Origin of the sequence: Paraburkholderia sp. 31.1 (assembly GCF_014397645.1) — a bacterium.
Classification (GTDB): Bacteria; Pseudomonadota; Gammaproteobacteria; order Burkholderiales; family Burkholderiaceae; genus Paraburkholderia; species Paraburkholderia tuberum.
Genome location: NZ_VZQN01000023.1, coordinates 102364 through 123509, shown reverse-complemented (window position 1 = coordinate 123509; position 21146 = coordinate 102364). Strand labels below are relative to the sequence as shown.

The following is a 21146-nucleotide window of genomic DNA, read 5'->3' as shown; positions in this document are numbered from 1 at the left end:
AATTTCTCTTAGGGAGTAGTGATGCAAAAACGATTCAAACAACTGATGTTGCTGGCTGCCATCGTGCCGACCTTCGCCATGGCTCAAGCGCTGCAGAACCAGGCGCCTGCGGCTCCGGCTGCCGCAGCAGCACCGGTTGATCCGGCCAAGCAAGCTGCCATCAAGGAGCTGCTCGACGCCATCGATGCGCAGAAGCTGGTTGGCGCAATCGGCAACAGCGCGCAGATGCAGGCCAAGCAGCTCGTTCCGGCCATCCTGTCGGACGCGCTGACCGAGAACAAGACGATGACGGACAAGCAGAAGCAGGCCGCCGTGCCGACGCTGCAAAAGAACGCGGTGCCGAAGCTGGTGGACAGCGCGGGCCAGGTGTTCGCAACCGACTCTTTCCGTCAGGACGCGATGCAATCTCAGTACGACGCGTACGCGAAGTACTACAGCACGTCGGAAATCAAGGATCTGACCACGTTCTACAAGAGCCCGACCGGTCGCAAGTTCATCCAGGTGCAAGACCAGGTTGGCCGCGACGTCGTGAACGGTCTGATGCAGAAGTACATGCCGGAATCGATCAAGGCAACGCGTGACCAGGCCGACAAGGAAGTCGCATCGGTCAAGCCGGCTGCCAAGTAAATTCCGCTCGCAGGCTGCGCTGATCAGCCGGCCTGTCGTCGCGCCCGCTGGGCCACCCGGCGTGGCGGGTTGGCGGCGACAATGCGATAATGGTCGTTTGCGCACTGGCGCAGACGGCCATTTTCTTTTTCGGCGAGCCATTTCGCAGTTCTTTTCGCCGATTCCCGCGCGACTTCGTTATTTCGCGCCCGCTTCCAGGACCTCACATGCGCGTCTTTAATTTCTCCGCCGGCCCGGCGGCCATGCCCGAAGAAGTGCTGCGCCAGGCAGCCGACGAGATGCTGAATTGGCGAGGCAGTGGTATGAGCGTGATGGAAATGAGCCATCGCGGCAAGGAATTCATGTTGATCCACGAGGAAGCGCTGACCGATCTGCGCGAGTTGCTGCAGGTGCCGGCAAGCCACCGTATCCTGTTTCTGCAGGGCGGCGGACTCGGCGAAAACGCGATCGTGCCGATGAACCTGCTCGGCTCGAAACCGCGCGCGGATTTCGTCATCACCGGCGCGTGGTCGGAGAAATCGTTCAAGGAAGCGCAGAAATACGGCAGCGTGCATCTCGCCGCGACCGGCAAGACAGCCGAGGGCTTCACCCGCGCGCCGGCGCGCTCGGAATGGCAGCTGTCGGACGATCCGGCTTACGTGCACTTGTGCACCAACGAGACCATTCACGGCGTCGAAACCTTCGAGATTCCCGACCTCGGCGATACTCCGCTCGTCGCGGACGCGTCGTCGCATATCCTGTCGCGCCCGATGGACATCGCCAAATACGGCGTGCTATTCGGCGGTGCGCAGAAGAACATCGGCATGGCCGGCGTGACGGTCGTGATCGTGCGTGAGGACATGCTCGATCGCGCGATGCCGATCTGCCCGTCGGCGTTCGAATGGAAGACCGTCGCCGAGAACAATTCGATGTACAACACTCCGCCCACCTACGCGATCTATATCGCCGGGCTCGTGTTCAAGTGGTTGAAGAAGCAGGGCGGCCTCCTGGCGATGGAGGCACGCAACCTCGAAAAATCGAAGCTGCTGTACGACACGATCGACTCGAGCAGCTTCTATCTGAACAAGGTCGAGCGTGGCTCGCGCTCCCGGATGAACGTACCGTTCTTTCTCGTCGACGAGTCGCGCAACGAAGATTTCCTGTCCGGCGCGAAAGCGCGGGGATTGGTGCAGCTAAAGGGCCACAAGTCCGTCGGCGGCATGCGGGCGTCGATTTATAACGCCGTCCCGCTCGAAGGCGTCAAAGCGCTTGTCGAATACATGAAGGAATTCGAACAGCGCAGTGCCTGAGCCACACTGACCGGCAGGCGTGCGCATCTTTTCCAGCAGTTACCCGGCAAAGCCGTTTTACGCATGGACGACGAACTCAATACACGACTCAAACCTCTGCGCGATCGCATCGACGCGCTCGACGCGCAGTTGATCGCGCTCCTGAACCTGCGCGCGTCGGTCGCGCTCGAAGTCGGGGAGGTCAAGAAGCATTTCAACGCACCGGTGTTCCGACCCGAGCGCGAGATGCAGGTGATCGCGCGCCTGCAGGAGATGAGCGCGGGGCCGCTTGCGGACGAACACATCAGCGCGATCTGGCGCGAGATCATGGCCGCAAGCCGCGCGCTCGAAAAGACCATCAAGGCCGCGTACCTCGGGCCCGTCGGCACCTATAGCGAACAGGCGATGCATGAGTACTTCGGTCAGTCGATCGAAGGGCTCCCGTGCCCGTCGATCGATGAAGTGTTCCGCTCCGTCGAGGCGGGCGCCGCCGACTACGGCGTCGTGCCGGTCGAGAATTCGACCGAAGGCGCGGTGTCGCGCACGCTGGATCTGCTGCTGCAAACGCAGCTGACCATCGGCGGCGAACTCGCATTGCCGATTCATCACAACCTGCTCACGCAAAACGGGCTCGCCGGCGTCACGCGCGTGTGCGCGCACGCCCAGGCGCTCGCGCAGTGCCAGCGCTGGCTGTCGACCAACGCGCCGCATCTCGAGCGCCAGGCGGTGTCGAGCAACGCGGAAGCTGCACGGATGGCAGCCGAAGATCCGACCGTCGCGGCCATCGCCGGCGACCGCGCCGCGATCCACTACGGCCTGCAGGTCACCAACGCGCTGATCCAGGACGATCCGCACAACCGCACACGCTTCGTGATGATCGGCAAGCAGCCGACCGGTCCGAGCGGCTACGACCAGACCTCGCTGATTGTGTCGGTCGTGAACGAACCGGGTGCGATGGTCAAGCTGCTCGAGCCGCTGGCGCGCCACGGCGTGTCGATGACGCGTTTCGAATCGCGCCCGGCGCGCGTCGGCACGTGGGAGTACTACTTCTATATCGATGTCGAAGGCCATCGCGACGACCCGGCCGTGGCCGCCGCGCTCGCCGGGCTCGGCGAGAAGGCCGCGTTCCTGAAAATACTCGGCTCGTATCCGCGCGCCCGGTAAGGGCTGGCAGCGCAGTCCGGGCGGCGCCAAGTGCACTGCCCGAACGCATATTTCACTATCCATCGTCGTTCGGAGATTTTCATGACAGCGTCTTTCGGCCCTTCCTATGTGCGTGCGATCGCGCCGTACATCGCCGGCAAGCCGATTTCGGAAGTGGCCCGCGAGTTTGGTCTCGACGAGGCGAGCATCGTGAAGCTGGCATCGAACGAGAATCCGCTCGGCATGCCGGAATCCGCGCAGCGCGCGATGGTGCAGGCGATCGCCGACCTCGGCCGTTATCCGGACTCGAACGGTTTCGAACTGAAGGCGGCGCTCGCCGCGCGCTACGGCGTGCCGGCCGAGTGGATCACGCTCGGCAACGGCAGCAATGACATCCTCGAACTCGCCGCGCACGCGTTCGTCGAGAAGGGCCAGGCGGTAGTGTTCTCGGAGTATTCGTTCGCGGTCTATGCGCTCGCAACGCAAGGCGTCGGCGCGCGCGCGATCGTCGTGCCGGCCGTGCACTATGGTCACGACCTCGACGCGATGCTTGCCGCGATGGACGACGACACGCGTCTCGTGTTCGTCGCCAATCCGAACAATCCGACCGGTACGTTCGTCGACGGTCCTACGCTCGAGGCGTTTCTCGGCAAAGTGCCGCGCCATGTGGTCGTCGTGCTCGACGAGGCGTACACCGAGTATCTGTCGGCGGACAAGCGCTATAACTCGATCGACTGGGTGCGCCGCTATCCGAACCTGCTGGTGTCGCGCACTTTCTCGAAGGCGTTCGGCCTGGCGGGCCTGCGTATCGGCTTCGCGATCGCGCAGCCCGGCTTGACCGATCTGCTGAATCGACTGCGTCAGCCGTTTAACGTCAATACGCTCGCGCAGGCCGCGGCGATTGCGGCACTGAACGACAGCGCATTTCTGGAAAAGAGCGCGGCGCTGAACGCGCAGGGCTACAAGCGTCTGACCGAGGCGTTCGACAAGCTCGGTCTCGAATACGTGCCATCCGAAGGTAACTTCGTGCTCGTGCGCGTCGGCGGTGACGACGAAGCCGGCGCCCGGGTGAATCTCGCGCTGCTGAAACAGGCTGTGATCGTGCGACCGGTCGGCAACTACGGTTTGCCGCAATGGCTACGCATCACGATCGGCCTGCCGGAGGAAAACGGAGCGTTCCTCGCGGCGCTCGAAAAGACGCTTGCCGAGCCTGCCGCTGCATAAGCATTGCTCCTTGATCCCGCGCGTCGGCCGGCAGGAGCGGCGCGCTTATTGTCCGTATTGTGTGAGCGACGTGGCCGCGTTTTCTTTTAACAAGCTGGTGATTTTCGGTGTCGGCCTGATCGGCGGATCGCTCGCGCGCGCGTTGCGTGAACGCGGCGAGGCCGGCGGGGCACGCACGGTGGTTGGGGTGGGACGGACGTCCGCGTCGAGCGAGCGCGCGTTGGCGCTCGGGGTGATCGACGGCGCCGCGGCGCTCACCGACGACGCCGCGCTGCGCGACGCGCTAGCGGGCGCGGACTTCGTGCTGCTCGCGGCGCCGGTCGCGCAGACACAGCCGCTGCTCGAACGCATCGCGCTGCATCTCGACGCCAACACGATCGTCACCGATGCGGGCAGCACCAAGTCCGACGTGGTCGCCGCCGCGCGCGCGGCGCTCGGTGCACGGATCGGCCAGTTCGTGCCGGGCCATCCGATCGCCGGCCGCGAGTCGAGCGGCGTCGACGCCGCGTTGCCCGATCTGTACGTGAACCGCAACGTCGTGCTGTGCCCGCTGCCGGAGAACGCGCCGGAAGCGGTCGAGCGCGTCGCGGCGATGTGGCGCGCCACCGGCGCCTTGGTGCGGGACATGACGCCGCAGCAGCACGACCGCGTGTTCGCGTCGGTCAGTCATCTACCGCACGTGCTGTCGTTCGCGCTCGTCGAACAGATCCTCAGTTCGCCCGACGCCGCTTTGAAGTTCTCGTTCGCGGCGGGCGGATTCCGCGACTTCACGCGCATCGCCGCGTCGAGTCCGGAGATGTGGCGCGACGTCTGCGTCGCCAATCGCGCGGCGCTGCTCGACGAACTCGACGCGTATACCGCGGTGCTCGCGCGCCTGCGCACGGCGATCGAGGCCGGCGACGGCGCCGCGCTCGAAGCGGTGTTCGCGCGCTCGCGCGTCGCGCGCAGTCAGTGGCAGGAGCAGCGCGCGGCTGGCGTGGCCGCCAGCGACGCGTCCAAATAACCGGAAACTGGACACATCATGGAATTCCTCGATCTCGGACCTTTTTCCCGTGCGTCCGGCACGATTCGTCTGCCCGGCTCGAAGAGCATCTCGAACCGCGTGCTGCTGCTCGCCGCGCTCGCCGAAGGCGAGACGACGATCACGAACCTGCTCGATTCCGATGACACCCGCGTGATGCTCGCCGCGCTCGAAAAGCTTGGCGTACGACTGAAGCGCGACGGTGACACCTGCGTCGTGACCGGCACGCGCGGCGCGTTCACCGCGCGAACGGCCGACCTGTTCCTCGGCAACGCGGGTACGGCGGTGCGTCCGCTGACCGCGGCCCTCTCCGTGAACGGCGGCGACTACCGGATCCACGGCGTGCCGCGCATGCACGAGCGGCCGATCGGCGATCTCGTCGACGGCCTGCGCCAGATCGGCGCGAAGATCGACTACGAACAGAACGAAGGCTATCCGCCGCTACGCATCCGTCCCGCCCAGATCACGGCCGACGCGCCGATCCGCGTGCGCGGCGACGTGTCGAGCCAGTTTCTGACCTCGCTGCTGATGACGCTGCCGCTCTTGCGCACCGCGAGCGGCGTCACCACCGTGCAGGTCGACGGCGAGCTGATCTCGAAGCCGTACATCGAGATCACGATCAAGCTGATGGCGCGCTTCGGCATCGACGTCGAGCGTCACGGCTGGCACCAGTTCGTGGTGCCGGCCGGGCAGCGTTATCAGTCGCCAGGCGCGATCATGGTGGAAGGGGATGCGTCGTCGGCGTCGTATTTCCTCGCCGCGGGAGCGCTCGGCGGCGGCCCGCTGAGAGTGGAAGGTGTGGGCCGCGCGAGCATCCAGGGCGACGTCGGCTTTGCCGATGCGCTGATCAGGATGGGCGCGAACCTGCAGATGGGCGAGGACTGGATCGAAGTGCGCGGCGTCGGCAACGACCATGGCAAGCTCGATCCGATCGACATGGACTTCAACCTGATCCCCGACGCGGCGATGACGATCGCGGTCGCCGCGCTGTTCGCGGACGGCACGACCACGCTGCGCAACATCGCAAGCTGGCGCGTCAAGGAAACCGACCGCATCGCCGCGATGGCGACCGAGCTGCGCAAGGTCGGCGCGAAGGTGCAGGAGGGCGAGGATTTCCTCGTCGTCACGCCGCCCGAAAAGCTCATCCCGAATGCCGCGATCGACACCTACGACGACCACCGTATGGCGATGTGCTTCTCGCTCGTGAGCTTGGGCGGTGTGCCGATCCGCATCAACGACCCGAGGTGCGTCGGCAAGACGTTCCCGGATTATTTCGAGCGCTTCACGGCGCTCGCGCAACCCTGATGCAATCCAGATTCGCGTGCGAATCGCCCGATGTGCGACATTTTTAGATGAAACCGATCCGTCCCTTTCACCAGACGCCCGTCATTACGATCGACGGCCCCAGCGCCTCCGGCAAGGGCACTGTGGCCGCGATGGTGGCCGCCAACCTCGGCTTTCACCTGCTCGACAGCGGCGCGCTCTACCGGCTCGCGGCACTCGCGAGCCTGCGCTACGGCATCGCGGCGGACGACGTCGACGCACTTGTCAAACTGATCGACGATCTCCATATCACGTTTCGCGAGGGGCTCGCGCAGCTCGACGGCGTCGATGTATCGACCGAAATTCGTGCGGAGGAAGTGGGCAGTCGCGCCTCGGCGATCGCCGTTCACGCGCCGGTGCGAACCGCGCTGGTGGCGCGTCAGCGGGCGTTTCGCAAGGAGCCGGGGCTCGTCGCCGACGGGCGCGACATGGGCACCGTGATCTTTCAGGATGCCGTGCTGAAGGTGTTCATGACGGCGAGCGTCGAGGCCCGCGCGACGCGCCGGCATAAGCAATTGATCCAAAAAGGATTTTCTGCTAATATAGATGACTTGCTCCGGGATTTGCGTGAGCGCGACGAGCGTGACAGTCAGCGCGCGGCCGCGCCGCTCAAGCCCGCGGCGGATGCAAAACTGCTTGATACCTCCGCATTGTCGGTCGACCAGGCGGTCGAGCAGGTGGTGCAATGGTATGAAGCGCTGGTCCCGCATGCGTAACTGAAACGGTCATGCGGTAGTGGCCAGACAGCGGCAGTCCTGTTGTTGGTAGGTGCTTCGCGATGGTCGCGAAGCGTTGTTTTTTTAACCCTTTAACCCCGCGTGGCGTTCGCGTATTTGCCGCAGTTGCTGACCAGTCCGGTGAGCCAGGCGTTGCGAAGACCATGCAAACTCTGATTTTTATGTCCGACCTGCAAACCTCTACCCCGAATACCGAATCTTTTGCGGCTCTGTTCGAAGAGTCGCTGACCAAGCAGGACATGCGCGCTGGCGAAGTGATCTCCGCGGAAGTCGTGCGTGTCGACCACAACTTCGTGGTCGTGAACGCTGGTCTGAAGTCCGAAGCCTACATCCCGCTCGAAGAGTTCCTGAACGACGCGGGCGAGGTAGAAGTGCAGGCGGGCGACTTCGTTTCCGTCGCGATCGACGCGCTGGAAAATGGCTATGGCGACACCATCCTGTCGCGTGACAAGGCGAAGCGTCTGGCTTCGTGGCTGTCGCTGGAAAAGGCGCTGGACAACAACGAACTCGTAACCGGCACGATCACGGGCAAGGTCAAGGGCGGTATGACCGTGATGGTCAACGGCATCCGCGCGTTCCTGCCGGGTTCGCTGGTTGATACGCGTCCGGTCAAGGACACCACCCCGTACGAAGGCAAGACGCTCGAATTCCGCGTCATCAAGCTCGACCGCAAGCGTAACAACGTCGTGCTGTCGCGCCGCGCTGTCATCGAGGCAACGCAAGGCGAAGAGCGCGCGAAGCTGCTCGAAACGCTGAAGGAAGGCGCGATCGTCGAAGGCGTGGTCAAGAACATCACCGACTACGGCGCGTTCGTGGACCTCGGCGGAATCGACGGCCTGCTGCACATCACGGACATCGCATGGCGTCGTGTGCGTCACCCGAGCGAAGTTCTGTCGGTTGGCCAGGAAGTTACCGCGAAGATCCTCAAGTTCGACCAGGAAAAGAACCGCGTTTCGCTCGGTATCAAGCAACTGGGCGACGATCCGTGGGAAGGCATCTCGCGCCGTTACCCGTCGGGCACGCGTCTGTTCGGTAAGGTCACCAACATCACCGACTACGGCGCATTCGTCGAAGTGGAATCGGGCATCGAAGGCCTCGTCCACGTGTCGGAAATGGACTGGACCAACAAGAACGTTGCTCCGTCGAAGGTTGTCCAATTGGGCGACGAAGTCGAAGTCATGGTTCTCGAAATCGACGAAGACCGCCGTCGTATCAGCCTCGGCATGAAGCAGTGCAAGCCGAACCCGTGGGACGACTTCAGCCGCAACTTCAAGAAGGGCGACAAGATCAGCGGCGCCATCAAGTCGATCACCGACTTCGGCGTGTTCATCGGTCTGCCGGGCGGCATCGACGGTCTGGTTCACCTGTCGGATCTGTCGTGGAGCGAAACCGGCGAGGAAGCCGTTCGCAAGTACAAGAAGGGCGACGAAGTGGAAGCGATCGTTCTCGGCATCGACGTCGAGAAGGAACGTATTTCGCTGGGTATCAAGCAGCTCGAAGGCGACCCGTTCAGCAACTACGTTGCAATGAACGACAAGGGTTCGGTCGTCGACGGTATTGTCAAGTCGGTGGACGCGAAGGGTGCTGTGGTCCAGCTGTCGGGTGAAGTCGAAGGCTACCTGCGTGCTTCGGAAATCGCCCAGGACCGCGTGGAAGACGCTCGCAACGTGCTGAAGGAAGGCGACAAGGTCAACGCGATGATCATCAACATCGATCGCAAGTCGCGTGGCATCAACCTGTCGATCAAGGCGAAGGATTCGGCTGAGCAGCAGGAAGCCATCCGCGGTCTCGCTGCTTCGGATTCGAGCGCAGCCGCTACCGGCACGACGAACCTCGGCGCGCTGCTGAAGGCCAAGCTCGACGGCCAGAACCAGTAAGCCTGAGAGGTCTGCTGCAGTATGACCAAATCGGAATTGGTCGCCCAGCTGGCTACGCGGTTTCCGCAACTTGTTCTTAAGGATGCGGATTTCGCGGTGAAGACGATGCTCGATGCGATGTCGGAGGCACTTGCCAAAGGTCATCGCATCGAAATTCGAGGCTTCGGCAGTTTCGGGCTCAACCGCCGTCCCTCCCGCGTTGGACGCAATCCGAAGTCGGGCGAGAAGGTGCTGGTACCTGAGAAGTACGTACCGCACTTCAAGCCAGGCAAGGAATTGCGCGAGCGGGTGGATCGTCGCGCGGGCGAGCCGCTGAAGGCCGAAGAGCCGGATGACGACCTTTAATGACTCCGCTGTGCGTCTTGCAGCGTGGCATAGCTAGCGTCAGCGGCCAAAGCCAGTCGGCAAAAGACCAGGAAAAGCGCCTTCGGGCGCTTTTTTTTCGACCATCGTTTGAGAAGAGGGCGCCTTCCGGTGCGGCCTTTGCATTTCGCGAATCACCCGTAAGTGCGCCATCCCGCCACTTGCTGCCCAGCCCCGAGGTCATCCATTACAATACGGGTCACTTCGGCGCGGGCAACACCGTGGCGCGACGCGTCATCGAGCCGGCGTCACCCCGCAACTGCCGTCAAGAGATCTATTCATGAAATTTATCGTCTGGCTGATCCGTGTGCTGGTGTTCGTGCTGCTGCTGGTGCTGGCGCTCTCCAACACGCAACCCGCTACGCTGAATTTCCTCGCTGGCTACGTCTGGTCGGCGCCTCTGATTCTGATCGGTCTCGCGTTTTTCGTGATCGGCTTGCTCGCGGGGCTCGTGTCGGCGGTGCCGGCCGTCGTACGTCTGCGCATGGAGAATGGCCGGCTCAGGCGCGAGTTGCGCGTGGCGCGCGAAACGCCAGCCGTCGTCGAGCAGCCGCCGCTGCCGCCGCTGATCTGAACTCCGTTGCGCCGCGCGCTCTGAGCGCGGCTTTTCGTTTTCGCTTTCCCGCACATTTGCATTAATCGCATGGATCTAGACTTCTGGTGGCTGCTGGTCATACCCGTCGCATTCGCGTTCGGCTGGATGGCGGCGCGCTACGACCTCAAGACGCTGCTGTCCGAAAGCGCGAACCTGCCGCGGTCCTATTTTCGCGGCCTGAACTTCCTGCTCAACGAGCAGCCCGACCAGGCGATCGACGCATTCATCGAGGTCGTCAAGCTCGACCCTGAAACGGTCGAATTGCATTTCGCGCTCGGCAATCTGTTCCGCCGGCGCGGCGAAACGGATCGAGCGATCCGCGTGCATCAAAATCTGCTGAGCCGCGCGGACCTGCCTGTCAGTGAGCGCGATCACGCGCTGTACGAACTCGGCCAGGACTTCCTGAAAGCGGGTCTGCTCGACCGTGCCGAGGAAACCTTCCGCTCGCTGCAGGCGGGCGATTACGCACTCGGCGCTCAACGCGCGCTGTTGACGATCTACGAGATCGAGAAGGACTGGGTCAAGTCGATCGATACCGCGCGACATCTCGAAACGATGGGCGCACCGTCGCTCGACAAGGAAATCGCGCAGTTCCATTGCGAACTTGCTCAGGAAGCGCTGCAGCAGAAGAAACCGGACGAAGCGCGTCATCAGCTCAGTCTCGCGCTGAAGGCGAACCCGACCAACGTGCGGGCGACGATCCTGTTCGGCGACGTCGACGCGGCCGGCGGCGCGTCCGAAGCGGCGATCGGTCAATGGCGCGGCGTCGAGGAGCAGAACCCCGCGTATCTGCCGCTCGTCGCCGAGAAAATCATGAAGGCGTATGAAGCGCTCGGCCGCGCGCAGGAGGGCGCCGATCTGCTGACCACGTGGGTCGACCGTCATCCGAGCAACGATCTGCTCGACGTCGCGTATCAGCACGTCGCGTCGCTGCGCGGCGCCGATGCCGCGCATGCGCTCGCGCGCACGCAGATGCAGAAGTCGCCGAATCTGGCCGGCATGACGCGTCTGCTCGAAGCGCAGCAGGCCGTCGCCGAAGAGCCGCGGCGCAGCGAGCTCGAACTGATGCACACACTGATCCGCCAGCGCACCAAGAATCTGCCACGCTATACGTGCCAGAATTGTGGTTTCCGGGCGCGGCTTTTCTACTGGCAGTGCCCCGGATGCAGCGGTTGGGAAACCTATGCACCGCGCCGCGTCGAGCCGATTACCGCGCCGAGTTGACGCCGCACGGGCGGCTTTGGCCGCGTCGGCGTTCATTGCGACGCGACCGCTCCGCGAATTTCGCAACGAGTTTATCGCCGGCCTCATGAGCGGCATTCATTACCGGAACCTTCCACCGGAAAGCGTATGAAAATCACCATTATCGGCACCGGCTATGTGGGCCTTGTCACCGGCGCGTGTCTCGCCGAGATCGGCAATGACGTCTTCTGTCTCGACGTCGATCAGCGCAAGATCGACATCCTCAACAAAGGCGGCGTGCCGATTCACGAACCGGGCTTGCAGGAGATGATCGCCCGCACGCGCGCGGCTGGCCGCATCACCTTCTCGACCGATGTCGCCGCGAGCGTCGCGCACGGCGACGTGCAGTTCATCGCGGTCGGCACGCCGCCCGACGAAGACGGCTCCGCCGATCTGCAATATGTGCTCGAGGCCGCGCGCAACATCGGCCGCACGATGAATGGTTTCAAGGTGATCGTCGACAAATCGACGGTGCCGGTCGGCACCGCGCAGCGCGTGCGCGCCGTGATCAATGAAGAGCTCGCGAAACGCGGGCTCGCCGGCAGCGCGCAGCATCGCTTCTCGGTCGTGTCGAATCCGGAGTTCCTGAAGGAAGGTGCGGCCGTCGACGACTTCATGCGCCCCGACCGTATCGTGATCGGTATCGACGAAGACGAACCGGGCGTGCGGGCGCGCGAAATGATGAAGCGTCTGTACGCGCCGTTCAACCGCAATCACGAACGCACGCTGTACATGGACGTTCGCTCGGCCGAGTTCACCAAGTACGCGGCCAACGCGATGCTCGCGACGCGCATCTCGTTCATGAACGAGATGTCGAATCTCGCGGACAAGGTCGGCGCCGACATCGAAGCGGTGCGCCGCGGCATCGGTTCCGATCCGCGCATCGGCTATCACTTCCTGTATGCGGGCTGCGGCTATGGCGGCTCGTGCTTCCCGAAGGACGTGCAGGCGTTGATTCGCACCGCGAGCGAGAGCGGCCACAACCTGCGGATTCTCGAGGCGGTCGAGGAAGTGAACTACCAGCAGAAGGACGTGCTCGTGAACAAGATCACCGCGAAGCTCGGCGAGGATTTGAGCGGCCGCGCGTTCGCGGTGTGGGGTCTCGCGTTCAAGCCGAATACCGACGACATGCGCGAGGCGCCGAGCCGTCGCGTGATCGGCGAGTTGCTTGCGCGCGGCGCGAACGTGCGTGCGTACGATCCGGTCGCCGTGACCGAGGCGCGTCGCGTATTCGCGATGGATCTGCACGCTGCGCCGGAGCAGCTGGCGCGTCTCACGTTCACGAGCACTCAGGACGAAACGCTGATCGGCGCCGACGCGCTCGTGATCGTGACCGAATGGAAGGAGTTCAAGAGTCCTGATTTCGTGCATCTGAAATCGGTGCTGAAGACACCGCTGATTTTCGACGGCCGCAACCTGTACGAACCGGACGCGATGACCGAGCTCGGTATCGACTACCACGCCATTGGACGCCCCTATGCCCAACCCTCTGAACTTCCGGTCGATGCCTGAGGCCATGCCCGCGGCGCCCGCGTCCACGACGGCGCAGAAGCTCACGGTCGTGCCGCGCGCGCAGCTCAACGCGGCGCGCGTGCTGGTGGTCGGCGACGTGATGCTCGACCGATACTGGTTCGGCGACGTCAACCGCATTTCTCCGGAGGCGCCCGTGCCGGTCGTGCACGTGCAGCGCCAGGAAGATCGGCTGGGCGGCGCGGCGAACGTCGCGCGCAACGCGGTCGCGCTCAGCGCGCAGGCGGGTCTTTTGTGCGTGGTCGGTCATGACGAGCCCGGCGAGCGTATCGTGCAGCTGCTCGGCGAAAGCGGCGTCACGCCGCATCTGGAACGCGATCCGGCCTTGCTGACGACGATCAAGCTGCGCGTGCTGTCGCGTCAGCAACAGTTGCTGCGCGTCGATTTCGAAAACTCGCCGGCACACGAGGTGCTGCTCGCGGGCCTCGCGCGTTTCGACGAGCTGCTGCCATCGTACGACGTGATCCTGATGTCCGACTACGCGAAGGGCGGCCTCACGCACGTCACGCAAATGATCGCGAAGGCGCACGCGGCCGGCAAACCGGTGCTCGTCGATCCGAAGGGCGACGACTGGGAGCGCTATCGCGGGGCGACGCTGATCACGCCGAATCGCGCGGAATTGCGCGAGGTCGTCGGACAGTGGAAGTCCGAGGAAGATCTGATCGCGCGCGTCACGAAGCTGCGCGCCGAGCTCCAGTTCAAGGCGCTGCTGCTGACGCGCTCGGAGGAGGGCATGACGCTGTTCTCCGACGATGGCATCCTGCACGCGTCGGCCGTTGCGCGCGAAGTGTATGATGTGTCGGGCGCGGGCGACACCGTGATCGCGACACTCGCCGCGATGCTCGGCGCGGGTCTTTCGCTCGTCGACGCGGTCGGACTCGCGAATCGCGCGGCCGGCATCGTGGTCGGCAAACTGGGCACCGCCACCGTCGACTACGACGAACTCTTTTCCTGATGCAGCCCGCGGGGCGCCGTCGTCCGACGGACCAGCGGACCCCGCGCGGCGTTGACTGAACGAAGCTCACTACCGCAGGATCACCATGACCGTCATCGTCACCGGCGCGGCCGGTTTTATCGGCAGCAATCTCGTGAAGGCGCTCAACGAGCGCGGCGAACAGCGCATCATCGCCGTCGATAACCTCACGCGTGCGGACAAGTTCAGGAATCTGGTCGACTGCGAAATCGACGACTATCTCGACAAAACCGAATTCGTCGAGCGCTTCAGGCGCGGCGACTTCGGCAAGGTGCGCGCGATATTCCACGAAGGCGCCTGCTCGGACACGATGGAAACCGACGGCCGCTACATGATGGACAACAACTACCGCTATAGCCGCGACGTGCTGGACATCTGCCTCGCGCAGAACGTCCAGTTCCTGTACGCGTCGTCGGCGGCGACGTATGGCGGCTCGAGCCGCTTCGTCGAGGAGCGCGAGGTCGAGCAGCCGCTGAACGTGTACGGCTATTCGAAGTTCCTGTTCGATCAGGTGATTCGCCGCGTGCTGCCCACCGCGAAGAGCCAGATCGTGGGCTTCCGTTATTTCAACGTCTACGGTCCGCGCGAAACGCACAAGGCGCGCATGGCGTCGGTCGCGTTTCACAACTTCAACCAGTTCCGCGCCGAGGGCAAGGTCAAGCTGTTCGGCGAGTACAACGGCTATGCGGCCGGCGAGCAGACGCGCGATTTCATCTCGGTCGAAGACGTCGTCAAGGTCAACCTGTTCTTCTTCGATCATCCGGAGAAGTCAGGCATTTTCAATCTCGGCACCGGCCGCGCGCAGCCGTTCAACGATATCGCGAGCACCGTGGTCAACACGCTGCGCGCGCTGAACAACGAGCCGGCGCTGTCGCTCGCGGATCAGGTGCAACGCGGGCTGATCGAATACATTCCGTTCCCCGACGCGCTGCGCGGCAAGTACCAGTGCTTCACGCAGGCCGATCAGTCGAAACTGCGCACGGCCGGCTACGACGAGCCGTTTCTGAGCGTGCAGGAAGGTGTCGATCGTTACGTGCGTTGGCTGTTCGGCCAGGTGTGATTCGTACGTCATCCTCTTTAAACTGGAATCTCCTGGCCGGTGATGGTCGCCGGCCAGTGGCAACAGGGAGATTCCAATATGTTTCGAAAAGTACTGGTTACCGCGGCGATGCTCGCCGCTTTCGGCCACGCATATGCGGCGGTCGACGTCAACACGGCTGACGAAGACGCGCTGCGCGGCATCAAGGGCATCGGTCCGGCAAAAGCCAAAGCGATTGTCGAGGAACGTAATGCGCACGGCCCGTTCAAGGACGCGGCGGATTTCGGCAAGCGCGTCAAGGGCATGGGCGGGCACACCATCGAGCGCCTGCAGGCGGAGGGTCTCGCTGTCGGACCGGCTGGTGCGGCTGCTAGCACGCAGGTTGCGGCAGCTGCGGCGGGCAAGGAGCCGGCCGCTGCGGCCGCGTCCGCCGCCACGCAGAAGGGCGCCGCCGCAGTGGCGGTGAAGAAGTAAGCGGCCGCGAGCCTTGCGCGTGCCATGCTGACGAGCGGCTTGCGGCGCGCAGGGTTCGCGAACGTTCCATTGCATCGATTGGTACACACGTGTTCCCGCGGCTCGCAGCCGCGGGCTTTTGCGTAGCAACACCATGCATCCATGCGGGCAGAAGGGCTGCAGGGCAGCGGCCGGAGATCGTGGTTTAGAATCGATGGATTGAAGACACTCTTCCGCGCATCGATCGCTAGACCCCATATGGCATACCAAACGATTGAAGACACGGTCGGCAATACGCCGCTCGTACAACTCGTCCGGCTTCCCGACGACGAGATCCGTAGCCGCAACAATGTGATCCTCGCGAAGCTCGAGGGCAACAATCCTGCGGGGTCGGTGAAAGACCGGCCGGCGTTGTCGATGATCAAGAAGGCCGAAGCGCGCGGACGCATCAAGCCGGGCGACACGCTGATCGAATCGACGAGCGGCAACACCGGCATCGCGCTCGCGATGGCCGCCGCAGTCCGCGGCTACAAGATGGTGCTGGTCATGCCGGAAGATCTGTCGGTCGAGCGCCGCCAGAGCATGGCCGCTTACGGCGCGGAAATCATCCTGACGCCTGTCAAAGGCGGCATGGAGTACGCGCGCGATCTCGCCGAGCAGATGCAGCGCGAAGGCAAGGGCATCATCCTCGATCAGTTCGCGAACCCGGACAATCCGGCCTCGCACATCGAAGGCACGGGCCCCGAAATCTGGCGCGACACGGAAGGGCGCATCACGCACTTCGTGTCGTCGATGGGCACGACCGGCACGATCATGGGCGTGTCGACATATCTGAAAACGCAGAACCAGCAGATCGAAATCATCGGCGCGCAGCCGGAAGAGGGCTCGCGTATTCCGGGTATTCGCAAATGGCCGGAAGCGTATCTGCCGAAAATCTTCGACCGCAGCCGCGTCGACCGCGTGGAGAACGTCAGCCAATCCGCGGCCGAGGCGATGGCGCGCCGCCTGGCGGCGGTCGAAGGCATCTTCGCGGGCATTTCGTCGGGTGGCGCGTGCGAAGTCGCGCTGCGCATCGCGCGTCAGGTCGAGAACGCGACGATCGTGTTCATCGTCTGCGATCGCGGCGACCGTTACCTGTCCACGGGGGTATTTCCCGCGTAAGCGGGTCGCCGGGCGCCTTCGCGGGCACCCGAGCCAATAAAAAGCGCCGGTCGAGCCGGCGCTTTTTTTACGTCCTTCAACGCGAGGCACCCGCGGCGACTCGCGGCGTGACTCACTGCGAATCAGAGTTCGACTGATCCGCCTGGCCTTGCGACGCGCTGCCGTTGTTGGCCGCTTTTGCGGCATTCGCCGCGTCGATCGCTTGCATCTGCGCCTTGACCTTCTGACCCAGCTGATACACCGCGAGCGCATAGAAGAAGCTGCGGTTGTAGCGCGTGAGCACGTAGAAATTCTTCAGGCCGAGCACGAACTCGGTGCCGCGTCCCGGCGTCGGCAGATCGACCACCGTGACCGGGGTGCCCGCTTCGGAAGCAATGTCGACGTTCGGCTCGTTCAGCACGAGGCCGGCACGCAGCAACTGGTCGAGCGGCCAGTGCGGCTCCGGCTGCCCATTGGCCGCGGCCTGCGCGACACCGAGGCTGCCCGCGTCCGAGCCGATTCGCCATACCACCGGCCGGCCGCTTTCCCAGCCGTTCTGGCGCAGATAATTCGCGACGCTGCCGATCGCATCCGCATCGCTCGTGCGCAGATCGATGCGCTTGTTGCCTTCGTAGTCGACCGCGTATTGGACGATGCTGCTCGGCAGGAACTGCGGAATGCCGATCGCGCCGGTGTACGAGCCGAGCACCGTGTTCGGGTCGATCTGCGCGTCGCGCGTCCACACCAGGTAGTCTTCGAGATTCTTGCGGAAGGTCGCCTGGCGGTCCGCGCGATTCGCGGTGTTCGGATAATCGAAGCTCAGCGTGGTCAGCGCATCGAGCACGCGGAAATTACCCATGTAGCGACCGTAGATCGTCTCGACGCCGATGATGCCGACGATCATCTCCGGCGGCACGCCGAACTCCTGATACGCGCGCTGCAGCGTGGCCCGGTTCTCGCGCCAGAACTGCACGCCGGCATTGACGCGCACCGGGTCGAGGAAGCGCGCCTGATACGAGCGCCAGTTCTTGACCGACGGCGTCGGTGACGGGGTGACCAGCTTCACTGCGGTCGCCGAGTAGCTGACGCCGGTGAACAGCGCGTGCAGCGACGCTTCGTCGAAATCGTAGCGTGCGACCATCTCGTTGATGAACGCATCGACGTTCGCGTTGTGCGCATAGCGCTGCGGAATGATCTCTTCCTCGAACGTCTGTCCTTGCGGTACCGGCTGCTGCGGCTGGCTCTGCGCGAGTTGCACCGGTGCTTTCCTCGTGGCGCTTTGCGCGCTCGCGGGACTTGCTGCGATGAACATGCACGATGCGACGATCAGTGAGGCGGCGTGGGTGCCGAGGCGAAGACGATGGCGTGGGGATCCTGCGGACAGAGCAAGCTTGACGGTCATGGTGAGCAGTGAGCGCGATGCGTGAAAGGCTGGAAGCAGTCGGAAAGCTGCAGGAACGAACCGGCGAATAACGGGTCGGGGAAGTATATCCGACGACTCCCGCAAAACCGTGCTGAATCGGCGACAGCGGCGTCGTGTGGTAACTTGACGAATGGAGGCGCGCGGGGGCGCGCGCCGCTCGACGGAGACACGCCGCGCGCGCAGTTCATGCGTCGCGCCGTAGAAGAGACGCACAACACGAACTATGGCAACAGGCTTCTATTCCCACCCCGACTGTCTGCTGCACGACATGGGGCAGTGGCACCCCGAGTGTCCCGCGCGCCTGCAGGCGATCGAGGATCAACTGATCGCAAGCCGCATCGACGCGCTGATCGAGCGCGAATCGCCGCCGCTCGTCGACGAGGCCGCGCTGCTGCGAGTGCACACGCAGGCGCACGTCGACTACATCCGCGGTCGCTCGCCCGTCGAGGGCGTCGCCGAGATCGATCCCGACACGACGATGAATCCGCACACGTGGCAGGCCGCGCTGCGCGCGGCGGGCGCGGCGGTCGCCGCCACCGACGCGGTGATCGAAGGCCGCTACGACAACGCGTTCTGCAGCGTGCGGCCGCCGGGCCATCACGCGGAGCCGGCGCGTGCGATGGGCTTCTGCTTTTTCAACAACATCGCGATCGCCGCGCGCCACGCGCTCGACGTGCATGGTCTCGCGCGCGTCGCCATCATCGACTTCGACGTGCATCACGGCAACGGCACCGAGGCCGCGTTCTCGGGCGACCCGCGCGTGCTGATGTGCAGTATCTTCCAGCACCCGTTCTATCCGTTCACGGGCGCCGACAACCAGGCGTCCAACATGTGCAACGTGCCGATGCCGGCGCGTTCGAACGGCATGGCCGTGCGCGAAGCGGTCGATATGCTGTGGTTGCCGCGCCTGCACGAATTCAGGCCGGAGATGCTGTTCATCTCGGCCGGCTTCGACGCGCATCGCGAGGACGACCTCGGCAACATGGGCCTCGTCGAAGACGATTACGCGTGGATCACCGACCAGATGCGCGAGATCGCGCGGCGATATGCGCGTGGGCGCATCGTCAGTTGTCTCGAGGGCGGCTACAACCTGTCGGCGCTCGGGCGCAGCGTGGTCGCGCACGTGCGGTCGCTGGCGGAGATCTGAGGTTGCCCGACTGCACGCGGCGACAGTGGCTCGAAAGCCAGCGAGCGAAAATCGACATTCACGCACCGAGGAGCGAGCCATGAACACCAGTCCCGCCAGCACCGGCGACGCGTCGCCGGTCACGATCGAACACGATGCGTATCGCGTAGCGGGCATCGTGCGCGTGACGATGAACCGGCCCGATGCGTTCAACGCGCTGTCCGAAGCGTTGCTCGACGGACTGCAGCAGACGCTGACCGGGATCGCGAAGACCGATGCCCGCGTGGTCGTGATCGCCGGCGCTGGCCGCGCGTTCTGCGCGGGGCACGACCTGAAGGAAATGCGCGCGGCGCCATCGCTTGCTTATTACCAGCAGCTGTTCGCGCGCTGCACGAAGCTGATGCTGACGATCCAGCGCATGCCGCAGCCGGTGATCGCGCGCGTGCATGGCATCGCGACCGCCGCCGGCTGCCAGCTGGTCGCAATGTGCGATCTCGCGGTCGCCGCCGATACCGCGCGCTTCGCCGTATCGGGCGTGAACCTCGGATTGTTCTGCGCGACACCGTCGGTGCCGCTGTCGCGCAACCTGTCGCGCAAGGCCGCGCTCGAAATGCTGCTGACCGGCGATTTCATCGACGCCGCCCAAGCGCGCAAGCAGGGGCTCGTGAACCGCGTCGCCCCAGCCGATGCGCTCGACGACGAAGTCGCGCGGCTCGCCGCGAGCATCTGCGCGAAGCCGGTCGAAGCTGTCAGCGCGGGCAAGCGCCTGTTCTACCGGCAGCTCGAAATGGGTATCGAAGCCGCGTACCAGCTCGCGGGGCAGACGATGGCCTGCAACATGATGGACGACTCGGCGCTCGAAGGCGTGCAGGCTTTCATCGACAAACGCGCGCCGGAGTGGAAGCGCTAGTCGACGGCCAGCAAGCGCCGCGTCTTGTCAACCCGGTCCCACCGCCCGCCTTTCGATCCACTCGACCAACGCCTCGATCACCCGATCGCGATCGAGGTCGTTCATCGTCTCGTGGTAGCTACCCTCGTGCAGCGTGAGCGTCTTGTCCGGCGAGCCCGCGTGCTCGCCGAACGCGCGGCTGCCGTCGGGCTCGGTCACTTTGTCGTCGGTGCCATGAAACACAAGCAGCGGCATGCGCAGCCTTGCGCGTCCACGTTCGATGCGCGCCATCGCGAGCAGCAGCTCGGCGCCCGTGCGCGCCGGAATCGCGTCGTGATGCACGAGCGGATCGTTGAGGTTGGCTTTGACCACCGGCTGAAGGCGCGAGAGCAGCGCAGGGTCGATCTTCATCGCCGGGAAGGTTGGGTAGACGCGGCTGATCACCTGGCTTAGCGCGAGCATCCACTTCGGCACGTCGCGGCCCGGCGCGAGCGCGGGGCTCGACAGGATCAGGCCGGCGAGGCGCCGCCCGCTCGCGTCGAGGTGCTCTATCGCATACAGCGCCGCCACCGCGCCACCCATGCTGTGACCCATCAGGAATAACGGCGCACAGCTTTGTGCGGCGGCATCGAGCAGCGCCTGCGCATCGAGCAGGTAGTCGTCGAAGCGTTTCACATAGGCGCGCTTGCCGGGCGCGTGGCCGTGGCCGCGCAGATCGATCGCGACGAGTTCGATGCCCGCCGCGTTGAGCCGGCCCGCAACGGCGGCGTAACGGCCGGCGTGCTCGGCGAGGCCGTGCAGCAGCGCGACCGTCGCGCGTATGGGCCCGTTCGGCCGCCAGCGATACAGCGGCAATTCGATGCCATCGCCGGTCGTCACCGACCCGCGCTGCGGCACATCTTTATTGAGACTGCCGGCGCTCGCGCGCACGGTGTGGCTCGGAGAAGTCTGCATGGCGGCGGCCTGTGCTGAGGAAGGGTGGCTCGATCATAGTCGTCGCGGCGCGAAGCGCGTGAGCTTCGTGCATAAGGTGCGGCTCTAATGCCCGCAGGTTATGAAAAGATCGAAATTGATTATTAAAGGGCATGTCGTCGCTGCGGTAGAATGACGACCTCAAATCCCAATAAAAGAAACGGCGGCCGCTTGTCGGGAG

The 21146-nt window shown here is 64.2% G+C and carries 20 protein-coding genes; 18 read left to right on the top strand and 2 right to left on the bottom strand.

The annotated features are described in order from the left end of the window. The first annotated feature begins 21 nt into the window (after positions 1–21). The 16 genes from F6X37_RS19390 to cysM all read left to right on the top strand — a co-directional run bounded on the left by F6X37_RS19390 (position 22) and on the right by cysM (position 16576). A complete protein-coding gene (locus F6X37_RS19390; protein WP_184027684.1) occupies positions 22–627 on the top strand; it encodes a DUF2059 domain-containing protein in 606 nt (201 codons plus the stop codon). A gap of 206 nt (positions 628–833) precedes the next feature. After that, positions 834–1916: a 3-phosphoserine/phosphohydroxythreonine transaminase gene (gene serC, locus F6X37_RS19385; protein ID WP_187612428.1), complete on the top strand. Its 1083-nt coding sequence runs from the start codon at positions 834–836 to the stop codon at positions 1914–1916. 63 nt (positions 1917–1979) lie between these two features. Beyond that, positions 1980–3059 carry a prephenate dehydratase gene (gene pheA / locus F6X37_RS19380; RefSeq protein ID WP_187612427.1) on the top strand — a complete coding sequence of 360 codons (1080 nt, stop codon included), beginning with the start codon at positions 1980–1982 and terminating at the stop codon, positions 3057–3059. A gap of 81 nt (positions 3060–3140) precedes the next feature. Further along, the gene (gene hisC, locus F6X37_RS19375; RefSeq protein WP_187612426.1) at positions 3141–4262 is read left to right on the top strand and encodes a histidinol-phosphate transaminase; all 1122 of its coding nucleotides are present in this window, start codon (positions 3141–3143) and stop codon (positions 4260–4262) included. A gap of 61 nt (positions 4263–4323) precedes the next feature. Further along, entirely contained in the window at positions 4324–5265 is a 942-nt protein-coding gene (locus F6X37_RS36975; RefSeq protein ID WP_184028740.1) for a prephenate dehydrogenase, read from the top strand. A gap of 18 nt (positions 5266–5283) precedes the next feature. Further along, positions 5284–6588 carry a 3-phosphoshikimate 1-carboxyvinyltransferase gene (aroA, locus tag F6X37_RS36970; protein WP_262419968.1) on the top strand — a complete coding sequence of 435 codons (1305 nt, stop codon included), beginning with the start codon at positions 5284–5286 and terminating at the stop codon, positions 6586–6588. A 47-nt stretch (positions 6589–6635) separates the two neighbouring features. Beyond that, positions 6636–7322 (top strand): (d)CMP kinase, encoded by a 687-nt coding sequence (gene cmk, locus F6X37_RS19365; protein WP_184070721.1) that lies wholly within the window; start codon positions 6636–6638, stop codon positions 7320–7322. A 164-nt stretch (positions 7323–7486) separates the two neighbouring features. Beyond that, on the top strand, positions 7487–9220 hold the full coding sequence (gene rpsA, locus F6X37_RS19360) for a 30S ribosomal protein S1 (protein ID WP_187612425.1): 1734 nt from the start codon (positions 7487–7489) through the stop codon (positions 9218–9220). Between the two features lie 21 nt (positions 9221–9241). After that, complete coding sequence (locus F6X37_RS19355) at positions 9242–9565, top strand: integration host factor subunit beta (RefSeq protein ID WP_006050255.1); 324 nt, start codon at positions 9242–9244, stop codon at positions 9563–9565. Positions 9566–9863: 298 nt separating this feature from the next. Further along, on the top strand, positions 9864–10157 hold the full coding sequence (locus F6X37_RS19350) for a lipopolysaccharide assembly LapA domain-containing protein (RefSeq protein WP_090801318.1): 294 nt from the start codon (positions 9864–9866) through the stop codon (positions 10155–10157). 69 nt (positions 10158–10226) lie between these two features. Beyond that, the gene (gene lapB / locus F6X37_RS19345) at positions 10227–11402 is read left to right on the top strand and encodes a lipopolysaccharide assembly protein LapB (protein WP_187612424.1); all 1176 of its coding nucleotides are present in this window, start codon (positions 10227–10229) and stop codon (positions 11400–11402) included. 126 nt (positions 11403–11528) lie between these two features. Continuing rightward, entirely contained in the window at positions 11529–12932 is a 1404-nt protein-coding gene (locus tag F6X37_RS19340) for a UDP-glucose dehydrogenase family protein (RefSeq protein WP_090801314.1), read from the top strand. Then, positions 12898–13905 (top strand): D-glycero-beta-D-manno-heptose-7-phosphate kinase, encoded by a 1008-nt coding sequence (rfaE1, locus tag F6X37_RS19335; protein ID WP_090801312.1) that lies wholly within the window; start codon positions 12898–12900, stop codon positions 13903–13905. Before F6X37_RS19340 ends, rfaE1 begins: the two co-directional genes overlap by 35 nt. An 85-nt stretch (positions 13906–13990) precedes the next feature. Further along, positions 13991–14983, top strand: a complete 993-nt coding sequence (gene rfaD, locus F6X37_RS19330) for an ADP-glyceromanno-heptose 6-epimerase (RefSeq protein WP_187612423.1) — start codon at positions 13991–13993, stop codon at positions 14981–14983. 78 nt (positions 14984–15061) lie between these two features. Further along, entirely contained in the window at positions 15062–15436 is a 375-nt protein-coding gene (locus tag F6X37_RS19325; RefSeq protein ID WP_187612435.1) for a ComEA family DNA-binding protein, read from the top strand. A 237-nt stretch (positions 15437–15673) separates the two neighbouring features. Next, the gene (gene cysM / locus F6X37_RS19320; protein ID WP_187612422.1) at positions 15674–16576 is read left to right on the top strand and encodes a cysteine synthase CysM; all 903 of its coding nucleotides are present in this window, start codon (positions 15674–15676) and stop codon (positions 16574–16576) included. A gap of 112 nt (positions 16577–16688) precedes the next feature. On the opposite strand, the gene mltB is transcribed toward cysM, so the two are convergent. After that, complete coding sequence (gene mltB, locus F6X37_RS19315) at positions 16689–17867, bottom strand: lytic murein transglycosylase B (protein WP_184061350.1); 1179 nt, start codon at positions 17865–17867, stop codon at positions 16689–16691. 334 nt (positions 17868–18201) lie between these two features. On the opposite strand from mltB, the gene F6X37_RS19310 reads away from it, so the two are divergent. Next, positions 18202–19125 carry a histone deacetylase family protein gene (locus tag F6X37_RS19310; RefSeq protein WP_090801305.1) on the top strand — a complete coding sequence of 308 codons (924 nt, stop codon included), beginning with the start codon at positions 18202–18204 and terminating at the stop codon, positions 19123–19125. Positions 19126–19204: 79 nt separating this feature from the next. Continuing rightward, positions 19205–20014 carry an enoyl-CoA hydratase gene (locus F6X37_RS19305; protein ID WP_187612421.1) on the top strand — a complete coding sequence of 270 codons (810 nt, stop codon included), beginning with the start codon at positions 19205–19207 and terminating at the stop codon, positions 20012–20014. A 27-nt stretch (positions 20015–20041) separates the two neighbouring features. Here F6X37_RS19305 and F6X37_RS19300 read toward each other — a convergent pair whose 3' ends face one another. Beyond that, the gene (locus F6X37_RS19300; RefSeq protein WP_187612420.1) at positions 20042–20947 is read right to left on the bottom strand and encodes an alpha/beta hydrolase; all 906 of its coding nucleotides are present in this window, start codon (positions 20945–20947) and stop codon (positions 20042–20044) included. Positions 20948–21146: the final 199 nt, after the last annotated feature.